General features: G+C 45.3%; 10 protein-coding genes. 9 read left to right on the top strand and 1 reads right to left on the bottom strand.

Features of this window, described 5'->3' with window-relative positions:
• Positions 1 to 43: 43 nt before the first annotated feature.
• Positions 44 to 1,993, bottom strand: a complete 1,950-nt coding sequence (locus DW800_RS01665) for a glycoside hydrolase family 97 protein (protein WP_016272163.1) — start codon at positions 1,991 to 1,993, stop codon at positions 44 to 46.
• 331 nt (positions 1,994 to 2,324) lie between these two features.
• Here DW800_RS01665 and DW800_RS01660 point away from each other — a divergent pair, with 331 nt between their 5' ends.
• The 9 genes from DW800_RS01660 to DW800_RS01620 all read left to right on the top strand — a co-directional run bounded on the left by DW800_RS01660 (position 2,325) and on the right by DW800_RS01620 (position 20,674).
• On the top strand, positions 2,325 to 5,954 hold the full coding sequence (locus tag DW800_RS01660; RefSeq protein ID WP_119957724.1) for a glycoside hydrolase family 38 C-terminal domain-containing protein: 3,630 nt from the start codon (positions 2,325 to 2,327) through the stop codon (positions 5,952 to 5,954).
• 147 nt (positions 5,955 to 6,101) lie between these two features.
• Positions 6,102 to 8,168, top strand: coding sequence for a beta-L-arabinofuranosidase domain-containing protein (locus DW800_RS01655; protein WP_005824835.1), 2,067 nt, complete (start codon positions 6,102 to 6,104; stop codon positions 8,166 to 8,168).
• Positions 8,169 to 8,393: 225 nt separating this feature from the next.
• Positions 8,394 to 9,623, top strand: a complete 1,230-nt coding sequence (locus DW800_RS01650) for a glycoside hydrolase family 76 protein (protein WP_005824838.1) — start codon at positions 8,394 to 8,396, stop codon at positions 9,621 to 9,623.
• A gap of 19 nt (positions 9,624 to 9,642) precedes the next feature.
• Complete coding sequence (locus DW800_RS01645; RefSeq protein ID WP_005824841.1) at positions 9,643 to 11,106, top strand: glycoside hydrolase family 125 protein; 1,464 nt, start codon at positions 9,643 to 9,645, stop codon at positions 11,104 to 11,106.
• A 142-nt stretch (positions 11,107 to 11,248) separates the two neighbouring features.
• Positions 11,249 to 14,425, top strand: coding sequence for a SusC/RagA family TonB-linked outer membrane protein (locus tag DW800_RS01640; protein WP_005824843.1), 3,177 nt, complete (start codon positions 11,249 to 11,251; stop codon positions 14,423 to 14,425).
• Positions 14,426 to 14,440: 15 nt separating this feature from the next.
• Complete coding sequence (locus tag DW800_RS01635) at positions 14,441 to 16,051, top strand: RagB/SusD family nutrient uptake outer membrane protein (RefSeq protein WP_005833936.1); 1,611 nt, start codon at positions 14,441 to 14,443, stop codon at positions 16,049 to 16,051.
• A gap of 33 nt (positions 16,052 to 16,084) precedes the next feature.
• Positions 16,085 to 17,233: a SusE domain-containing protein gene (locus DW800_RS01630; RefSeq protein WP_005833935.1), complete on the top strand. Its 1,149-nt coding sequence runs from the start codon at positions 16,085 to 16,087 to the stop codon at positions 17,231 to 17,233.
• A 14-nt stretch (positions 17,234 to 17,247) separates the two neighbouring features.
• On the top strand, positions 17,248 to 18,381 hold the full coding sequence (locus tag DW800_RS01625; RefSeq protein WP_005833934.1) for a glycoside hydrolase family 76 protein: 1,134 nt from the start codon (positions 17,248 to 17,250) through the stop codon (positions 18,379 to 18,381).
• 142 nt (positions 18,382 to 18,523) lie between these two features.
• A complete protein-coding gene (locus DW800_RS01620; protein WP_005833933.1) occupies positions 18,524 to 20,674 on the top strand; it encodes a GH92 family glycosyl hydrolase in 2,151 nt (716 codons plus the stop codon).
• Positions 20,675 to 20,677: the final 3 nt, after the last annotated feature.

Here is a 20,677-nt window from a genome sequence, read left to right as displayed (position 1 = left end):
CCTTAGAAATGTATTTGTACGGAGCAGATAGGTATGGATATGATTAGCGAATGACCGCAGCGAATCCACCGTTGCGTGCCAAACGGACTGTGATATGGTCGCCTTTCTTCAAGGATTGTTCTTGCTTGCGGTAGTCCATGGCTTGGTGGTCAGCGTTGATGCCGTCTTCAAAAGAGGTCATGAGATAATTTTTTCCTTCTTGCAGGAAATCAAGGGAGATGTTAAAGACCCGTTCACGTTCGCGGTTGTTGGTCATGCCTCCTATATACCATTGTTCTCCTTTGCGTTTGGCCACGATGGCATATTCTCCTGCTTTGGCTTCGAGAGCGATGGTTTCGTCCCATGTTTGGGGTACTTGGGTGATGAAACGTGTACACTCGTCGTTGCGATAATAGAGGGTAGGATTGTCTGCCATCATCTGCAGGCCGGTTTCAAAAAGAACAAAGAGTGCCATCTGATAGGCACGTGTGCCGATGCTGGCAGAATTGGGACGTTCGGAATGGTAGATTTCAGGCTGCATGCTAAGCATGGCGCCGGGAGTATAGTCCATGGCTCCTACTGCGTTGCGTATGAAGGGGAAATAGACACTGTTGTCGGGACGGCATCCGCCCATTTGCTCCATACCTCTTACGCCTTCGTAGGAGAGTACGTTTGGGTATTTGTATTCTAATCCGGCAGGTTTGAAAGCACCGTGAAAGTCAACGAAGAGATGGTGTTTGGCGGCTTCATGTGCTACGCGTTCATAGAAGTTTACCATCCATTGGTCGCTACGATCCATGAAATCTATCTTTACGCCTTTCACACCCCACTTTTCGAAAGTTTCGAATAGGTCAAAGTGGTTTTCTACCGTAAGCCAAGTGAGCCATAACACAATGCCTACGTTTTTTTCTTTGCCGTAGCGGATGAGTTCGTGTATGTCTACCGAGGGATTGGGTTTATAGGGGTTGCGGGTGTTCATGGCCCAGCCTTCGTCCATTACTATATATTCTACGCCGTAGTGGGATGCGAAGTCGATGAAGTATTTGTAGGTGTCAAGGTTGCAACCTGCTTTGAAGTCCACGTCGGGGCCGTAGGGTGTGGCTCCGTTCCACCATTCCCAGCTGGCTAGTCCTGGTTTAATCCAAGAGGTGTTTTCTATGACATTCTTTTCAGCGAGGCGATAGGATAGAGTGTTTTCTATAAGTTTGCGGTCATCGTTGGTAATGACGAAGTAACGCCATGGATAACTGCGCTTGCCTGCGGTACGGGCTATGCAGTTGGCTTCTTTCAGAATCTTGAGACTGCGGTCACCGTCTTCTCCGAATTCAAGAGGCAGACGGGGGAAGACGGCGGTAATGCCGCCTTGTCCATCGTTTTTCAGAAACATGGCGGGATAGTCTGTCAGATTGGTTTCACTCATGAGGATTTTGTCACCTTTGGGTGTGCTGGCTAAAAGGGGAAGCAGAGCCATGCGATTGGAGTTTTTCCACTCGCTGCTTGTTTGGTGGCGATATTCTTCTTCATAGGAAGTCTTAAAGCCGTCAGGTTGCTGAAGATGTAGCAGGCAATCATCCACAAAGTTCAGGCGGAGGATTTCATTCATTATTTCTTGCTCGCCTTTCAGGTCAGTAAGGAAGCGGTAGGCGAATCCGTCATCAAAGGCACGGAACTCTACTGAATAGCCTCCTTTAAACTTCAGTAGCAATTGGTTGTAGCGGTTGGTTATAGTAGAGAATTTCAGGGGTACGATGGGAGTCAGTTCCTCGTTTACATTTTGGCGTACTACTTTGTTTAGTTTAGGATGGATGCCCAGCTGGTGGTTGGCAGTTTCCAGACCAATGACACAGTTGTCCATCAGTGTTTGATTTCCTTGGGTTACATCATATTGGATTTGATCGGTCAGCTCCACTGAGATGCGGATGTTTCCGCTGGGTGAGGCCAGTTGATGTACTTTCTGTCCGAAAGCGGTCAGTGAGAGGCAGAGAACTGCCGAGAGTAGGAATTGTTTTTTCATGTTCTTAGCTTTTGGATTTTTACAATATACAAAAGTAGTTTGTATTCTGTAGGAAATGTATGCTATTTATGACATAAATATATAAAATCATGCCACAGACGACTTTTTACATATCTATGTCGCGAATCTGTACAGTATGAGAGTGAAGGATGGGCTATTTTTGTTACCAACATTCCACATGTCAGAAAACTATTGTTGCCGGATGGAGGCTAAAGAGAGAAGGTGAAAGAGCGGTTTGCGGCTAGAGGAGGCAGCACATTTATAACAAAGAATGCGGTGGTTTATATCGAATTGACATTATCTTTTACGAAAAAACAATAATAACAAAACCATGAAAAAGAGACGAATACTGATGGGGAAGACCCATCTGATAGCGGGAGCCGTGATGTTGGCCGTTGCAGGAGGACAATTATCGGCTCAGACCGTTGCACCGAAGAAAGCAAAAGCGTACATGGTGGCAGATGCCCACTTGGACACGCAGTGGAACTGGGACATTCAGACTACTATTAAGGATTATGTTTGGAATACCTTGAATCAGAACCTTTTCCTTTTGAACCAGTACCCCGACTATATCTTTAATTTTGAAGGTGGAGTGAAATATGCTTGGATGAAGGAATATTATCCTCGTGAATATGAACTGATGAAGGCTTTTGTAAAGGCAGGTCGATGGCATGTGAGTGGGGCCAGTTGGGATGCTACCGACACTTTGGTGCCGTCTGTTGAATCGTTTATTCGCAACATTATGCTGGGGCAGGAGTTCTATCGTAAGGAGCTGGGGGTAGAAAGTACCGACATCTTCCTTCCCGATTGCTTCGGATTCGGTTGGACATTGCCTACTGTTGCTGCCCATTGTGGACTGATAGGTTTCTCTTCACAGAAGCTGGATTGGCGTAACAATCCTTTCTACGGTAAGAGCAAGCATCCCTTTACCATCGGACTGTGGAAAGGAGTGGATGGAGCGTCCGTCATGCTGGCTCACGGATATGATTACGGTCGTCGTTGGGATAATGAAGACCTTTCAGAAAATAAATATTTGATGGAACTCTCCAAATGCACTCCCCTGAATACCGTTTACCGCTACTATGGAACAGGTGATGTGGGCGGTTCACCTACCATCGCTTCTGTGGCTTCCGTGGAGAAAGGTATCAAGGGAGACGGTCCGTTGAAGATTATCAGTGCAGCCAGTGACCAGTTGTTCAAGGATTACCAGCCCTATGGCAGCCATCCCGAGCTCCCCGTATTTGACGGTGAATTGCTGATGGACGTTCATGGAACCGGCTGCTACACTTCACAGGCTGCTATGAAACTCTATAATCGTCAAAATGAACTTTTGGGTGATGCCGCTGAACGTGCTTCTGTGGCTGCTGCCCTTTTGGGGGTTGCCGAATATCCTGGCAAGAGTCTGACGGAGTCTTGGCAGCGCTTCATATTCCACCAATTCCACGATGATTTGACTGGTACCAGCATTCCCCGTGCCTATGAATTTTCTTGGAACGATGAACTTCTCTCTCTGAAACAGTTCTCCAGTATCCTGACTCATTCTGTGGGAAGTGTGGCAGGCAAGTTTGATACTCGTGTCAAGGGGATTCCCGTAGTGCTCTATAACGCTTCGGGCTTCAAGGCTACAGATGTGGTGACCATCGAAGTGGAGGCTTCCCGTTTTCCCAAAAGTGTAGCTGTATATAACGAACAAGGCAAGTTGGTGGTTTCTCAGTTGGTTTCATATACTGATGGAAAGGTCCGCTTGTTAGTAGAAGCCACTGTACCCGCCAATGGATACGCAGTTTACGATGTCCGCCTCTCCGGCGAAGGAAAAGAGATGTCTGCTGTTGAAGCTGCAAGTGTTGAAAATTCGTTCTACAAACTGACATTGAATGAGAACGGTGACATTACTTCACTGTTCGACAAGAGAATCAACAAGGAATTGGTAAAGGCTGGTAAGGCTATTCGTTTAGCCCTCTTCACTGAAAACAAGTCATTCGAATGGCCGGCATGGGAGATATTGAAAGAGACTGTGGACGCTACTCCTATCTCCATCACCGAGGATGTGAAAGTGACTCTTTGCGAAAACGGTGCATTACGTAAGACTCTCTGCGTGGAGAAACGTCACGATGATTCTTTTTTCCGCCAGTACATCCATTTGTATGAAGGTGTATTGGCCCACCGCATTGACTTTACTAACGAAGTGGACTGGCAGTCTACCAACGCTCTGTTGAAGGCTGAGTTTCCCCTCAATTTGAATAATGAGGTGGCCACTTACGACTTGGGCGTAGGCAGCGTGCAGAGAGGAAACAACATCTTGACCGCTTACGAAGTATATGCTCAATATTGGGCAGATTTAACGGACGCTAACGGTTCTTATGGCGTTTCCATCATGAACGACAGCAAATATGGCTGGGACAAGCCTGATAACAACACCCTGCGTCTCACTTTGCTGCACACTCCGAAGACAAAAAAGAACTATGCTTATCAAGATCGTCAGGACTTCGGTCACCATACCTTTACTTACAGCTTGGTAGGTCATGTGGGCGCTTTGGACGTAGTTCAAACCCGCGAGAATGCTGAGTTGCTGAACCAGCGCATCAAGGCGTTCGTTGTTGGAAAGCATCGCGGCGAATTAGGTAAGAGCTATTCATTGGCTTTTTCCGATAACCGGAATGTACTTATTAAAGCCTTAAAGAAAGCCGAAAGTTCAGATGAATATGTGGTACGCGTGTATGAAGCCGCAGGCAAGCAGGCGCAGAAAGCCTCGATTGTCTTTGCCGACAACCTTGTGGCTGCTGTAGAAGCAGATGGTACGGAAAAGACCATCGGTAAGGCTACATTCAGTGGAAATCGCTTGGAAGTGTCAGTCAATCCAAACAGCATTAAGACCTACAAGGTACGTTTTGCTTCCAATAAAAAGGTGCAGACGGTGGCCGAACCATTGCCCCTTGTTTATGATAAGAAGTGCTTCAGTTGGAACGAGTTCAAGGCTGCTGCCAACTTTGAGTCTGGTTATTCTTATGCTGCTGAATTGATACCTGCCGAGATGAATGTGCATGGAGTGCCTTTCGAATTGGAGACACGTGAAGAGCTGAATGGTATGGCTTGCAAGGGCAATGTACTGAAACTGCCCGCCGACTGTACTTATAACAGACTCTATATCCTTGCTGCTGCCGCTTCTGATAAAGATGTGAAGGGGATATTCCGCGTAGGCAAGTATGTGCAGGAAGTCATTGTTCCTTCTTATACTGGCTTCATCGGTCAGTGGGGGCACACCGGACATACGGAAGGTTATCTGAAAGATGCTGAAGTTGCCTATGTGGGTACGCACCGCCATTCCGGTGAAGGCGATCAGCCGTATGAGTTCACTTACATGTTTAAGTTCGCAATAGACCTGCCAGAAAAGGCTACTGAGGTGGTATTGCCCGATAATAAGGATATTGTTATTTTTGCCGCCACTTTGACTGATGTTGCTGCTACTTCTGTTTGTCCCGCTTCCGAACTGTTCCGTACGGCAAACAAGTGCAATCGCTATCAGACGGAAAGCTCCACAGAGAGAGTGAACATTCTGAAGCAGGACATGGTAATGGGCTATTCAAGCTATGTGAACGAGAAAGAGAAGCCGGCTTTCATGGTAGATGGCGACGAAAACACAAAGTGGTGTGCTATTGCTGAAATGCCCCACTACGTAGACTTTGATTTGGGCGGTGAAAGAAGCATTAATGGCTGGAAGTTACTGAACGCTGCCGGCGAAAACCATTCCTACGTCACTTCCTCCTGCTTTCTGCAAGGTAAGAGCGACAAGAATGGTGAATGGCGCACACTGGACTATGTTTCTGGTAATGGTAAGAATGTACTGAATCGCACGCTAAATAAGTCTGAAAGTGTTCGCTACCTGCGTCTTTTAGTGACACAGCCCATGCAATCGGCTTCTGGTAAAGATGTGCGCATTTATGAAATGGAAGTATACGAATAAACAGTTATTATATTCCCATTTTTCAGATCTTTGTGTCTGTCACCACAGACACAAGGATCTGATGATTCTCAGGTGTAAGTGCTTAATGTGAGTAAGTTAACAACTCTATTGAAGTAAATTTATTGGAAATAACAAATACCTTGAAAAATGAAAATTAAAATATTTGCTGTTGTATGTTTATTAGCTGCTAATCTCTTTACAATATCTGCTCAAAAGTGGTTTACGCCTGAGGCGGAGAAACAAGTGGATGCTCTTTTGAGCCAGGTAGTAGAAGGAAACTACAAGAATAATCGCTATCCTCTACTCCGTAAGCCCTTAATGGAACTTCCTTTAGGCAGTATCAAACCTAAAGGCTGGTTGCACGAAATGCTGGTTCGTCAGAAAAATGGCGCCAGTGGTCAGATGGATGTTCTTTACCCTTCGGTTATGGGCAAACGCAATGGTTGGTTAGGTGGTGATGGAGACCAGTGGGAACGCGGTCCATACTGGATAGACGGTCTACTTCCTTTGGCGTATATACTGGATGATGATGTCTTGAAAGCCAAAGTGCAACCTTGGATAGAATGGGCTTTGCAGAGCCAGCGTGAGGACGGATTCTTCGGTCCTGAAAAAGATTATCCGGGAGAGCCTGGACTGCAACGTGATAACTCGCAAGACTGGTGGCCGCGTATGGTCGTGCTGAAAATCCTACAGCAGTATTATTCGGCAACGAACGATAAGAGAGTCGTCGCTTTTATGACAAAATATTTCCGTTATCAACTGAATACCTTGCCGCAAAAACCTTTAGGACACTGGAGCAGTTGGGCAGAATTCCGTGCTTGTGACAATTTGCAAGCTGTATATTGGCTTTATAATCTTACGGGGGAGGATTTTTTGCTTGAATTGGGGCATTTGCTGCACCGGCAGAGTTTCAGTTTCATAGATATGGTAGATAGGGGAGACTTGCGCAGACCCTGCACTATACACTGTGTTAATTTGGCACAAGGCATCAAAGAACCGATTATTTATTATCAGCAAGATACCGACCGGAAATATATTGATGCTGTCAAGGAAGGCTTTCGAGATATTCGCCGGTTCCACGGACAGCCGCAAGGCATGTATGGAGGCGATGAGGCTTTGCATGGAAACAATCCTACACAAGGCTCGGAGTTGTGTTCGGCCGTAGAGTTGATGTACTCGCTGGAAAAAATGGTGGAGATTACAGGAGACATAGACTTTGCCGACCATTTGGAACGCATTGCTTTTAATGCTTTACCAGCCCAAATATCCGATGACTTTATGACTAAGCAATATTTCCAGCAACCGAATCAGGTGATGGTAACACGCCATCGTCGCAACTTCGACCAGGATCATGAAGGGACAGACCTTGCTTTTGGCACTCTGACCGGATACCCATGTTGTTTTTCGAATATGCACCAAGGTTGGCCAAAATTTACACAGCACCTATGGTATGCCACACCTGATAACGGCATTGCAGCCATTGTCTATTCTCCGTCGGAAGTAACAGCCAATGTGGGTGATAATGTACCGGTGGTTATCAGTGAAGATACTTACTATCCGATGGATCATCAGATAACTTTTACCATTAAAGAGGTGAGGAATAAGGTGAAACAAGTGAAATTTCCATTTCACCTGCGTGTTCCGAAGTGGTGCAAGCAAGCTGAAATACGGGTAAATGGAAAGATGGAGCAAACTGTCAAAGGTGGGAAAATAGCTATCGTAGACCGTATATGGAAGCGGAATGATAAGATTGAACTGTATCTGCCCATGGAGGTCTTTACTAGCACTTGGTATGAAAACGCAGTATCTATTGAAAGAGGTCCGTTGGTATATGCCCTGAAAATGGAAGAAAATTGGGAAAAGAAAGAGTTTAAGGATAGTTGGTATGGTTCTTATTATTATCAGGTGACTTCTTCGGATCCATGGAACTACGGATTGGTGGATTTTGACCGTAACAGAATGAACGAGGTGGCCCAAGTAAGTATCAATAGCCAAAAACAGCAATTGGACTTTCCTTGGAATCAGGAAAATGCACCGGTTGAAATAAAGATGAAGGCTCGTCTTATCCCTACTTGGACAGTATATAATGAAATGGCAGGGCCCCAGCCTTTCTCTTTCTGTGGCAGTGCCGAAGGAGGAGAGCAAGAAATCACGCTGATACCCTACGGTTGTACAACCCTGCGTATTTCAGAATTTCCAGTTGTTGGGAAATGATGTTTCCGAAGTATGGGGGAAACGGTGTGTCTGTTTTGTGACAAACTTGTTTTAGAATTCTGCCATGTCCGGAATGTGGACGGTTATGTCACGGATTTATAGTTGGCTTTTAACCTTACTGTCTATTTTTGCAATCGTTTTTAATAGGGTTTATATATTATATAAAAGAAGACTCCTGCAACGGAGTGAAAAACAAGTCGAACAATTTAATGCCGTAGAAAAAAGATGAAAAATTCCAAGAAAGCACTCCTCTGCCTATTGGCATGCGCCTTGGCAGTAACCGGATGCAAGACACAGAAAGAACCGGCTGTGGCAGACAACGCAATGCTGGTCAGATCTACACAAACACTTGATTCCTTATATGCTCACTATTCCGCACCGGGCACTTGTCTGTTGCGTGAGAATTATCCTTCGGACGTGGAAGGCTATACCGCTACTTATCTGGCTTCCGAGGAACAGAAGAACCGTCCCAATCTCTACTCTTATTTGTGGCCTTATTCCGGTACCTTCTCCGCAGTGAATGCGTTGATGGAGGCCACTAAAGATAACAAGAAAGATTTCGGGAACTATCAGAAGTTGCTTGATGAGAAAGTGCTTCCGGGACTTGCTGAATATTTCGATACTCGTCGTATGCCCAAAGCGTATGCTTCTTACATCAAGGACGCTCCGTTGTCCGACCGCTTTTACGATGACAACGTGTGGCTCGGCATTGACTTCACAGACGTCTATCTGATGACTAGCCAAGAGAACTATCTGCAGAGCGCCAAGCTTATCTGGAAGTTTATAGAAAGCGGTATGGACGATTGTTTGGGAGGAGGTATCTATTGGTGCGAACAGAAGAAGGAATCAAAGAACACTTGTTCCAACGCCCCTGGTTCCGTCTTTGCCCTGAAACTTTTCAAGGCTACGCAAGACAGCTCCTATTTTGAGAAAGGGAAGAGTTTGTACGAGTGGACTAAAGCAACATTGCAGGACACAACAGACTGCCTTTACTTCGACAACATGCGTTTGGACGGTGAGATAGGACGTGCCAAATTTGCCTATAACAGCGGTCAGATGATGCAGTCGGCTGCTTTGCTCTATCAGCTTACCGGTAATGGGCAGTATCTGAAGGATGCGCAAGCGATTGCTGCTGCTTGTCATAATTATTTCTTCATGGAATTCACCCCCGGACAAGGAGAACCGTTCCATATGCTGAAGAAGGGTGATGTGTGGTTCACCGCCGTTATGTTGCGTGGTTTTATGGAACTCTATCAGGTGGACGGTAACAAGGTTTATCTTGATTCCTTTGCCCGCAGTCTGGACTATGCTTGGACGCATGCCCGTGAAGATAACGGCCTTTTCAATACTGATTTCACCGGCAAGAGCCGCGACAATCGTAAATGGCTGCTGACACAAGCCGCCATGGTAGAGATGTACGCGCGTTTGGCCGTGTTCGCTAATCAGTCTTTATAATTAAAACGAATCAGACCAAATGAAAAAGAGAAACATTACCTTGTGCGCTGTTGCCATGCTCTGTATGCAAGGCTATGCTAAGGCAGACACTTTTATCCTGAAAGGTGACAACACTTGTGTGGAGAACTATGCTCAGATGACTGCTGCTTACAAGAGCAATCGTCCAAAAATGAAGAAACGCCTTTTCACCTCAAAAGCGGTGGAAGCTGAGATTGTTCGCGTGAAGAAACTGCTTACCAATCCTAAGTTGGCGTGGATGTTTGAGAATTGCTTTCCTAATACGCTTGACACTACTGTACACTTTCGCATGCTGGACGGTAAACCCGATACTTTTGTTTATACCGGTGACATCCATGCTATGTGGCTGCGTGACTCCGGTGCGCAGGTGTGGCCATATGTGCAGTTAGCCAACAATGATGCGCAATTGAAAGAGATGCTCGAAGGTGTCATTCGCCGTCAGTTCCTTTGCATCAACATTGATCCGTACGCCAATGCTTTCAACGACGGACCTACGGGTGGCAACTGGATGACTGACTTGACAGATATGAAGCCCGAACTGCACGAGCGCAAATGGGAGATAGACTCTCTTTGTTACCCGCTTCGTCTGGCTTACCAGTATTGGAAAGTAACTGGTGACAGCAGTATCTTCGACGGTGAATGGATGAAGGCAATTACTGCTATCCTGAAGACTTTCAAGGAACAGCAGCGTAAGGACGGTGTAGGCCCTTACCGTTTCCAACGTAAGACGGAACGTGCTCTGGATACGCTGAATAACGACGGCTTGGGTGCTCCGGTCAAACCGGTGGGACTGATTGTTTCCGCTTTCCGCCCATCGGACGATGCCACTACGCTTCAGTACCTGGTCCCTTCCAACTTTTTCGCTGTCTCTTCTCTGAGAAAGGCTGCTGAAATTCTGACGGAAGTAAACAAGGAAACATCCTTGGCCAAAGAATGCACCGATTTGGCAGCCGAAGTGGAGGCAGCCCTGAAGAAATATGCCACTTACAATCATCCTGAGTTTGGGACAATCTATGCATTTGAAGTAGATGGATTCGGCAATCATCTGTTAATGGACGATGCCAATGTACCCAGCCTTCTTGCTATGCCTTATTTGGGTGATGTGGACGTAAACGATCCTATCTATCAGAATACACGCCGCTTTGTGTGGAGTGGCAGCAACCCTTACTTTTTTAAAGGTAAAGCCGGTGAAGGTATCGGAGGTCCGCACATTGGTTATGATATGGTATGGCCTATGAGTATCATGATGAAGGCATTCACCAGCCAGAATGATGAGGAGATAAAGATTTGTATCAAAATGCTGATGGATACGGATGCCGGTACGGGATTCATGCACGAGTCTTTCCACAAGGATGACCCCACTAACTTTACCCGTGCATGGTTTGCTTGGCAGAATACGCTGTTTGGAGAATTGATTTTGAAATTAGTGAACGAGGGTAAAGTGGATTTGCTGAACAGCTTGTAAAAACAGGAATTATTTAAAATCAATAAAGTGCGCTGGAAGGAGGATTAGGATACAAATTGCATGAATTGGTTGTTCGTTGGTATTATTTGTGTTCTTTTCCTTTTTTTATCGTGATTTATTATAATGTTTAATCTTAAAGAATATGAAAAAGAATCGAGTGTACACAGTAAATTCATTGCTGGCTCGGATAGGTGGGAACTATAAGTTCTGGCTTATTGCCTTGCCTGCTGTGACTATGCTGGCGCAGGCTCCTGCGGTTTATGCACATGCGGAGACTATTACTGTGGTGCAGCAAAACAATGCCACGGTGAGAGGTTCCGTTAAGGATGCCACAGGTGAAAGCCTGATTGGAGTGAGTGTTACTGTTAAGGGTAAAGAAGGTGTGGGTACCATTACAGATGTGGATGGAAACTATTCCATTGTTTGTAGTGCCCAAGATGTTCTCGTCTTTTCCTATGTGGGATATGCCACTCAGGAAATTGCTGTGAAAAATCAAAAACAATTGAATGTTGTCTTAAAGGAGGATACCAAGGTGCTGGATGAAGTTATTGTCATCGGTTATGGTACTACTACCCGCAAGAGTGCCGTAGGTGCTGTAGACCAGGTAAAGGCTTCCATGATCGAAGACCGTCCCGTGGCTAACATGACAGATGCTTTGCAAGGGGCTGCGCCCAACGTGGTTATCCAGCAGCGCAGTAGCAATCCTAATGATCGTAAGACTAACTTTAATATTCGTGGTATCAGCACTGTGAATGACAATAGTCCGCTTTTTGTCATAGACGGATTGGTAGCTGATGGCGGTAGTTTCGATAAATTGAATCCCAATGATATTGAGAACATTTCCATCTTGAAAGATGCCGGTACAGCTGCTATTTATGGTTCACGTTCTTCCAATGGTGTAGTTTTGGTTACTACTAAGAAAGGTAAGAAGAACCAGCGTGCGACAGTTCGGTTAAGTGGTATGATGGGATGGCAGAATCCGGATATCTTGTTTTCTCCGGTGAAAGGCTATCAGAACGCTACTTTGCGCAATTTAGCTGCCACCAATGCTGGAGAGGCTCCTTTGTATACACCCGATCAAATCCGTGACCTGGCTGCCCATCAAAATGAAGAAAGCTGGTTTTTTGATCAGATAGTCCGCACAGCCTTACAGCAGAATTACAATCTAAGCGTATCTGGAGGTAGTGATAAAACTACTTACATGGTGTCCATGGGTTATTATGACCAGGAAAGTAATTATGTGGGCAACAGTGATTTTGGCGTGCAGCGTTATAATTTTCGTACCAATGTTAGCACGGAAGTGGGACGTTTGAAACTGAATGCTATTTTGGCTTATACACGTAATAATAGTGTAAGTACCACCGGTGGGAGTTTGGAAGTGGATGCCGCCCGTGTACCTACTTATTATTATTACAAAATGAAATCGGAAGATGGAAGATATTTGTTAAATGATGTATTGACTGAATTTAACCCATTGGGAGCATTGGAAGCTGGTGGCCGTAACAAGTATCGTAACAATTATCTGAACGCTAATGTCAATGCTGAATTCCGGCTTATTGACGGATTGAAGTTGCGTGGAGTGTTGGGTGCGGATGTGATAAACGACATGCGTTCTACCCGCAATTTGGGCGTATCCTATTACTTGAATGAAGAGGCTACCGAACCACGTCCAGTGAAAGATACTGACTATCGGACCAGTAACTGGAATCATACGGCTTACCTTATTAATAGCCAACTTTTGTTGGATTACAACAAGACATTCGGTAAACACAATGTCAGCGGGCTTTTTGGAGTAACCAATGAATCGTTTACTTCGTCTAGCAATGAGATTGAGAAGAAAGGGGTAGATCCCGACTTGGGTATCGGTACAGACATTACCAATAGTACTGTGGGAAACATCACAGGAAAAACATTTGTAGATGAATCCAACCGTACCAGTCTGACTTCTCTGTTGGGACGTGTGGGGTATTCTTACGCTGACAGATATTATACAGAATTCAGCTTCCGTTATGACGCTTCTTCCAAGTTTCATAAAGACTACCGATGGGGTTTCTTCCCTTCTGTTTCATTAGGCTGGCGTTTGAGCGAGGAGAACTTTATGCAGGCTTACAAGGAACGTGTGGGTGACTTGAAACTGCGTACTTCTTTTGGTATCTTGGGTAACCAGTCTATTGGTACTTATGACCGTTTTACTGTTTACGAACTGTACAACAACTCTTACGCATACAACAACCAGACAGTATCGGGCGCAGGTTTTAAGTTAGGTAAGGATAATTTGACTTGGGAAAAGACCAAAACCTTCAACGTGGGTGTAGACGCTTCGTTCTTCAATAACGCTTTGAATGTGACGTTCGACTATTTCTACAAGCGTACGAGCGACATTTTAATGAAGCCCCTTGTGCCTTCGGTATTCGGTACGGATATGGCGATGGACAACATTGGTGAGATGCAGAATCAAGGTTGGGACCTCTCTATCAACTATCGTTTGAAAACGGGAGCTGCAAATCATAACTTCAACTTCAATCTTGGTGACTCTTGGAATGAAGTGCTGAAGTACCCTGGTCACGAAAGAATCTCACAAATAGAGGAGTTGAGCCGTATCACCCGTGAAGGATGTCCGTTGGAGTCTTACTACGGTTACAAGATGGACGGCTTTTTCCAAAGCTACGAGGAGATTGAGGCATCGGCTATTCCTGTAGGTGGAAAGGTACAGCCGGGTGACGTGAAGTTTGTAGACCGTAACGAAGATGGTGTCATCGACTCGAAGGATAAGTTTATCTTGGGTAATGCCTTCCCTCGTCTTACTTTCGGTTTCAACTACAATGTAGAATGGAAAGGATTCGATTTCGGTATGTTCTGGCAGGGTGTGGGCAAGCGTGACATGATGCTTCGTGGTGAATTGATTGAACCGTTCCACGCCAATTACTCTTATAATATCTATAAGCATCAACTGGATTTCTGGACTCCTACCAACACCGATGCACGTTGGCCGAGACTTACTGCTCCGGGTTCTACTTCCAACAGAAACAACTACGGAAACGGACAAGGTTCCGACCTATTCTTGATGGATGGAAAATACCTGCGTCTGAAGAACTTGCAGATTGGTTACACATTCCCTAAAACATGGAGCCGCAAGGTGGGTATGGAAAAGGCACGTATCTATGTCAACGGACAAAACTTGCTGACTTTCAGTAATAACTCGTTTATTGACCCTGAATCTTCTGAGTTCGACTCTAAGATGGGTAATAGTGGCGCCAATTCTGGTAGAAACTACCCGACGCTCCGTTACTATGGTTTCGGTATAGACATTGAATTCTAAAAACAACAGATAACTATGAGACTAAGAAAATATATAGCTTTTGCCGGAATGGCTGTTCTGATGCTTTGCAGTTGCAACGAGATGGAGAACGCACCGACAAACAAATTTACGGATAACTCTTATTGGACTTCCACCACCAAAGCCCAGTATGTGGTGAACATGGCTTACAGCCAGATGTACAATGCAGGCCGTATGTGGAGCGATGAAAGTTTGAGTGACAATGCTTACGACGGTCGCAGTGTGGACGACCAACGTGCCATTCGCAAAGGTATGGCTACTCCCTCGCTCGACATCTTCAAGAATGAATGGAAAGACCTTTACGGAGGCATAAAGACCTGCCACGTGTTCCTTGAAAAGGTGGATCTGGTACCCAACATGGACGCATCTGTTAAAGCACGTATGATTGCCGAGATACGCTATATCCGTGCAAGCCTCTACTTCCGTCTGACTAACCTTTATGGTGCAGTACCTTTCTTTACGGAGGACATCACGCTGGAAGAATCGCGGAGTGTAAGTCGTACAGACCGCGAAACCATTATCAGCTTCATTCACCAAGAATTGGAAGACATCAAGGATGCGCTTCCCACTCGCGACCAATTGCCCGAAGAAGACAAGGGCAAAATTACTAAAGGTGCCGTTTGTGCTTTGCAGGCTCGTGTCTACTTGATGGATAGCGACTGGAACAATGTGATGCTTTATTGCGACAATCTGATGAACAAACAGGGCGAATATGGTACTTATGCCTTATTTCCTGATTATGCCGGGCTTTTTGATGAAGCCAATGAGTATAATGAAGAGATTATCATGGACCGTTCTTATGTACCCAATTTGATTACTTGGGGTGAGATGGTAGACATGATTCCTTTGTCAAGAGGCGGACGTGCCGTGAACCGTGTGCCGCAGCAATCGTTGGTAGACACTTATCTGATGCTTAGTGGAAAGACTATCAGTGAAGCCGGGACAGATTATAACCCTGCTTATCCTTACGACAACCGTGACCCACGTCTCACCGCTACTATCATTTATGATGGCTATGACTGGAGTGGCAATGTGGACGATGGCAGTAAAGACGTAGTCATCAACATTCGTCCGGGTTCGGGAACCGATGCCTACGATGGTGGTGGAAACGGCACTTCTACCGGTTATTTCACCCGTAAGTATTATAATCCGCAGGCTCCCGGTGACCAGAATTCCGGTATGAATATCATCACTATGCGCTATGCTGACATCTTGCTGATGTATGCTGAGGCTGTTCACGAAACAAGCGGTATGACTGAAGAGGTATGGAACAAGACCATCCGTCCCATCCGCGAACGTGCCGGATTTACTGCCGATGCAGCCTTGAACTTTCCTGCCGGAAAGAGCAAGGAAGAGATGAGGCAGATTATTCGCGACGAACGTCGTGTAGAAATGGCGATGGAAGGTTTGCGCTGGTATGATATTAAGCGTTGGAAGGCTGGTAACGAATACTTGTCGGGCAAGGTGCGCGGTGCAAGCTTCGTGGACGAGAACAAGCTTGACACTCGCAAGTTCGAAGAGGCAAGAGATTATCTTTGGGCAGTTCCTATCAGTGAAATCAATTTGAATCCCAATCTGGCGCCTAACAATCCGGGATATGGAAATTAACGTGTATCTAAACTCATTAAAAACAATAGAACAATGAAAACAATATTCTCAACAATAGCTCTTTTTTCGGCAGTCCTCTTTGCTACGTCTTGTACGGAAGACATGGAATACAAGGATTCCAAAGTTTCCTCAGTAAATCAGTTGTATGAACCCACTGACGGCAAGGAAGTAGTCTTGCAATCGTCGGCCAGCGCCAGCCTGTTCTTTGAATGGGAGTCGGCCAAGGCTGAAGATAGCGGTGCCCCTCTTTATGAAGTGGTATTCGATAAAGAAGGTGGAGATTTTTCTAAGCCTATTTACAAAGTGCTTTCTGACAATGGCGGTTCTTTGAGCTATGCTACCATCAGCCACAAGACATTGAACAAGGTTGGTGCGGCTGCCGGATTGAACAGTGGTGAGACGGGTACACTTGTTTGGACAGTAATGGCTTCCAGAGGTTTGAATTCTGTAATGGCAAAGGAAAGCAAGAAGCTCACCATCACTCGCTTGGTGGGATTTGAAGAGATTCCGGCACAGCTTTACTTGACCGGAAGTGCTACTGAAGGTGGTATGGATGCTTCTAAGGCTGTGGCGTGTGCTTCACCCGAAAAGGATAAGTTCGAAGTCTTTACGAAGTTGGAAGGCGGAAAGACTTACAAACTGGTAGATAGAGCAGCCGAAGGTGCCAAGGTGTTTTATATCAATGGCAATAAGATTATGGAAGGCGAAGGCGAGACAACCGTAGAAAAGACGGGAGTTTACCGCATTGAGATGGATTTCTCCATTGCATCTGTAACCGTCAGGGAAGTAAGTAAGATGGAATTCTACTTCTGTCCGAGTGGTGCCGCAACTTTTGAATTGCCTTATGTTGGAAACGGTGTGTTCTGCGGTCAGGATAAAATTGAGTTCAAGCAAGAAGGATGGGGGCGCGACCAACGCTATAAGTTCTTGATGACTTATGCTGATGGTAGTATACAGTATTGGGGAACCAAGAATACTACAGACTCTAATCCTGGTGCGGCTACTCCCGAAGATCCTTATTTCTACATTATGGAGACTCCTGATAACCAATGGGATCAGAAGTGGAAACTGAACAATGAATTCGATGGTGCGGCCGATGGCCACAATCCGGGTGCCATCACCAAGATTAGTGTGATATTCAATGTGGAGAACTATACTCATAAAGTGGAATTGGCCAACTAATTTAAGGAGAGATTATGAAAAAAATATTATTTTGTCTGCCCCTGCTTCTTTTGGCACTTCAATCGTGCGAGATAGAAGATGAGTATATGTATGATAAGGGGCTTTACACCATAGATTGGGATGCGGCTGCCGACAGCAGTTCTGTGACCCTGATAGATCGTTTCTGGAATACGGAAGAGAATTATTTCAACTACGGGAATGACGGTTCAATCAAGGATTTCCATTATTGGCCGCAGGCTCATGCTATGGATGTGATGATAGATGCTTACAATCGTACCGGAGATAGCAAGTACAGCGACTTGTTCGACAAATGGTATGTCGGTATCAAGGCAAAGAACGGTGGCAGTTATTGGAACAACTTTTATGATGATATGGAGTGGATTGCTCTCACCATGATTCGCTTGTACGAAGTTACTGATGAAAACAAGTATCTGGAAACTTCTCAAGAGATGTGGAATGAAATCAAGACCGGTTGGAACGATTACGCAGGTGGTGGCATTGCTTGGACTCACGACCGGCTATGGAGCAAAAATGCTTGTTCCAACGGTCCTGCTGCTTTGATTGCTGCTCGTCTTTACCGTATTAACGGGAATCAGGAGGATTTGGATTGGGCTGTCAATATTTATAAATGGGAGCGTGAAAATTTATTTAACCCTGCTACCGGCGCCATCTATGATAATGTGAACGGTGAAACGGGTGAGTTGAGTACACTTTCTCTTTCTTATAACCAAGGTACATTCTTGGGTGCTGCTTACGAACTGTATAAGATCACAGGAGAAGAGTCCTATTTGAAAGATGCTCGTAAGGCTGCCAATTTCGGTATCAGTAATAGCAGCATGATAGATACTGGAAACAATTTACTTCGTGATGAAGGCGATGGTGACGGAGGTTTGTTTAAGGGTATTTTCATGCGTTATTATGTGCAGTTGATTATGGAACCGAATTTGGACCCCATATATAAGAAGAAATTCATCACTTTCTTTAACAATAATGCTGAAATCTTGTGGCGAAAGGGAATCAATAAACTTGATTTGCTGTATAATACTAACTGGGCAATGAACAATAGCGGTAACAACCATTTGACTACGCAGACAAGTGGTTGTACTTTGATTGAAGCCAAAGCTCTCTTTGAAAAGAGCCTGAAATAAGTTAGCAATTAAAAGTGTGTCGAAACTCAATCTGGTTATTGGGTTTCGGCACATTTTTTTTTAGAGCCAGTTTTAATTGGCAGTTATTTTGGAAATAATGTTTTTAGAGACAACAGTTTTTTATATAAAATAAACACAAAAGATGAAACAGAATCAATATTTATTTCTACTGTTCGCCCTGATTGTTCTGACGGGCTGTGGCGGTACGCAGAAGAAATTAACCGAATATGTCAATCCTTTCTTGGGTACGGCTACTTTGTGGGAGCCTGAGGACTTAGGGTATACGCGCAAAATAAAGTCACGTACATGGGGTGCGGAAACTTATCCGGGTGCTACCTTGCCCAACGCAATGGTGCAGCTCAGCCCCGTTACACAGTTTCGTAGCGGTGCGGGCTATCAATATGAGGACACTGTGATTTATGGTTTTTCACATACTGCTAAAGGGCATTGGAACTTGTTGCATGTCCCCATGTTGCCAGTGGTGGGAACTATCGCTCCGGGTAATTATTGCTCCGGGTTTAGTCACGAGAAGGAATCTGCGCATCCGGGGTATTACCAAGTTTATCTGGAACGCTATAAAGTGAACGCCGAGTTGACCAGTACCTTGCGTTGTGCCTACCATAAATATACTTTCGGCAAGGGCGACGATAAGTCATTATTGGTAGACATCCGCCGTTCTAATAATGATGTCCGTGATTGGAAGATTGAGAAGGTTGACGATAATACGTTCACGGGTTATCAAGATGGCGATGGTAAAATCTACTTTTACGCTAAGACCAACTATAAAATAGGCCAAGTGGAAATGGTAAAAGACGACAAACATGAGGTGGCTGTGCTGCGTTTTATCGACAGCAAAGGTGTTGAACCTTTGGAAGTGAAGGCTGGTTTCTCGTTTGTGAGTATAGAGAATGCTCAAATGAATTTGAAGGCCGAAATGTTGAACAAAAGTTTTGCACAAGTGGCAGAAGAAGCCGATGCGGCTTGGGAAGCACTCCTCTCCAAGATTCAAGTTGCAGGTGGCACGGAACGTGAAAAGAGATTGTTTTATTCTACTTTCTTCCATGCTTTTAAATGGCCGGCTTTGCGTAGCGATGTGAATCATGAATATACTGATGTCCGTGGCGAAGTAGTGAATAACGGCTTCCACTATTACACTGACCCTTCTTTTTGGGACGATTATCGCAACAAACTGGTACTCATAGGTATGATTTCTCCCGATGTGACTACTGACATCATTAGGTCTATTATTGACAAAGGCGAGAAGCGTGACGGCTACATGCCCACCTTCTTCCATGGTGATCACGCTTCCACTTTTATTTCTGGTTCTTGGTTGCGTGGTTTGCATGATTTCGATCTGGAGCGTGCTTATAAGTTGATTCTGAAAAATGCTACGGTGCCCGGTAAAGGAGGACGTCGCTATTTGGATGAGTATATGGAGCGAGGTTGGATTGCTGAAAAAGACACAGTGAATGTACCCACATGGGACGAATACAAAGGGGCTGTGACCAAGACCCAGGAATATGCTTACGATGACTATGCCGTAGCCTTGGTAGCCAAGGAGCTGGGAGATGAAGCCAACTACAAGCTGATGATGGAACGCTCCAACAACTACAAGACGCTATTCGACCCCTCTACCGGCTTTTGGAGAGGTAAGATTGACGATGGTAGCTGGATTCAGGATTTCGATCCGTATTATCCCTATTACCAGTACATGTACCGTGAGGCCAATGCATGGAACGCCCTCTTCTTCGCCCCCCACGACCCCGAAGGCATGATTAAGCTCTATCCCAGTAAAGAGGCGGTGGAGGCTAAACTGGATTCCTTATTCAGCGAACCGTGGAGAGGTTACGAGGCCCACAACCTGACCGGATTCATCGGAAACTATTGTCACGGAAACCAGCCGGGACACAGCATTCCTTACACCTATTATTTCATAGACAAACAAGAGAAAGCCCAATGCATTCTCGACAGCCTGATGAACCACTACTATGACATGGGTGCCGACAAGCTGGCTTATGCAGGGATGGATGATGCCGGCGAGATGTCTTCGTGGTATGTGCTCAATGCTATTGGACTTTACACTTATTCGCCTGCCGATCCTGAATATATTGTTACTGTTCCCTTGTTCGATAAAGTGACGTTCAATCTGAATGGTCGTCCCTTTACGATTGTGAAGAAAGGAAGCGGCAAGAAGATTATTGACATTACTTATGACGGTAAGAAGATTGACGGTTACTTTATCACCCATGACCAACTGAGGGAGGGCAAGGAACTGGTGATTACTACGGAATAGATA

It is taken from the genome of Bacteroides sp. AM32-11AC (genome assembly GCF_003603515.1).
GTDB lineage: Bacteria > Bacteroidota > Bacteroidia > Bacteroidales > Bacteroidaceae > Bacteroides > Bacteroides uniformis.
This window is presented reverse-complemented; position numbering and strand designations above follow the sequence as displayed.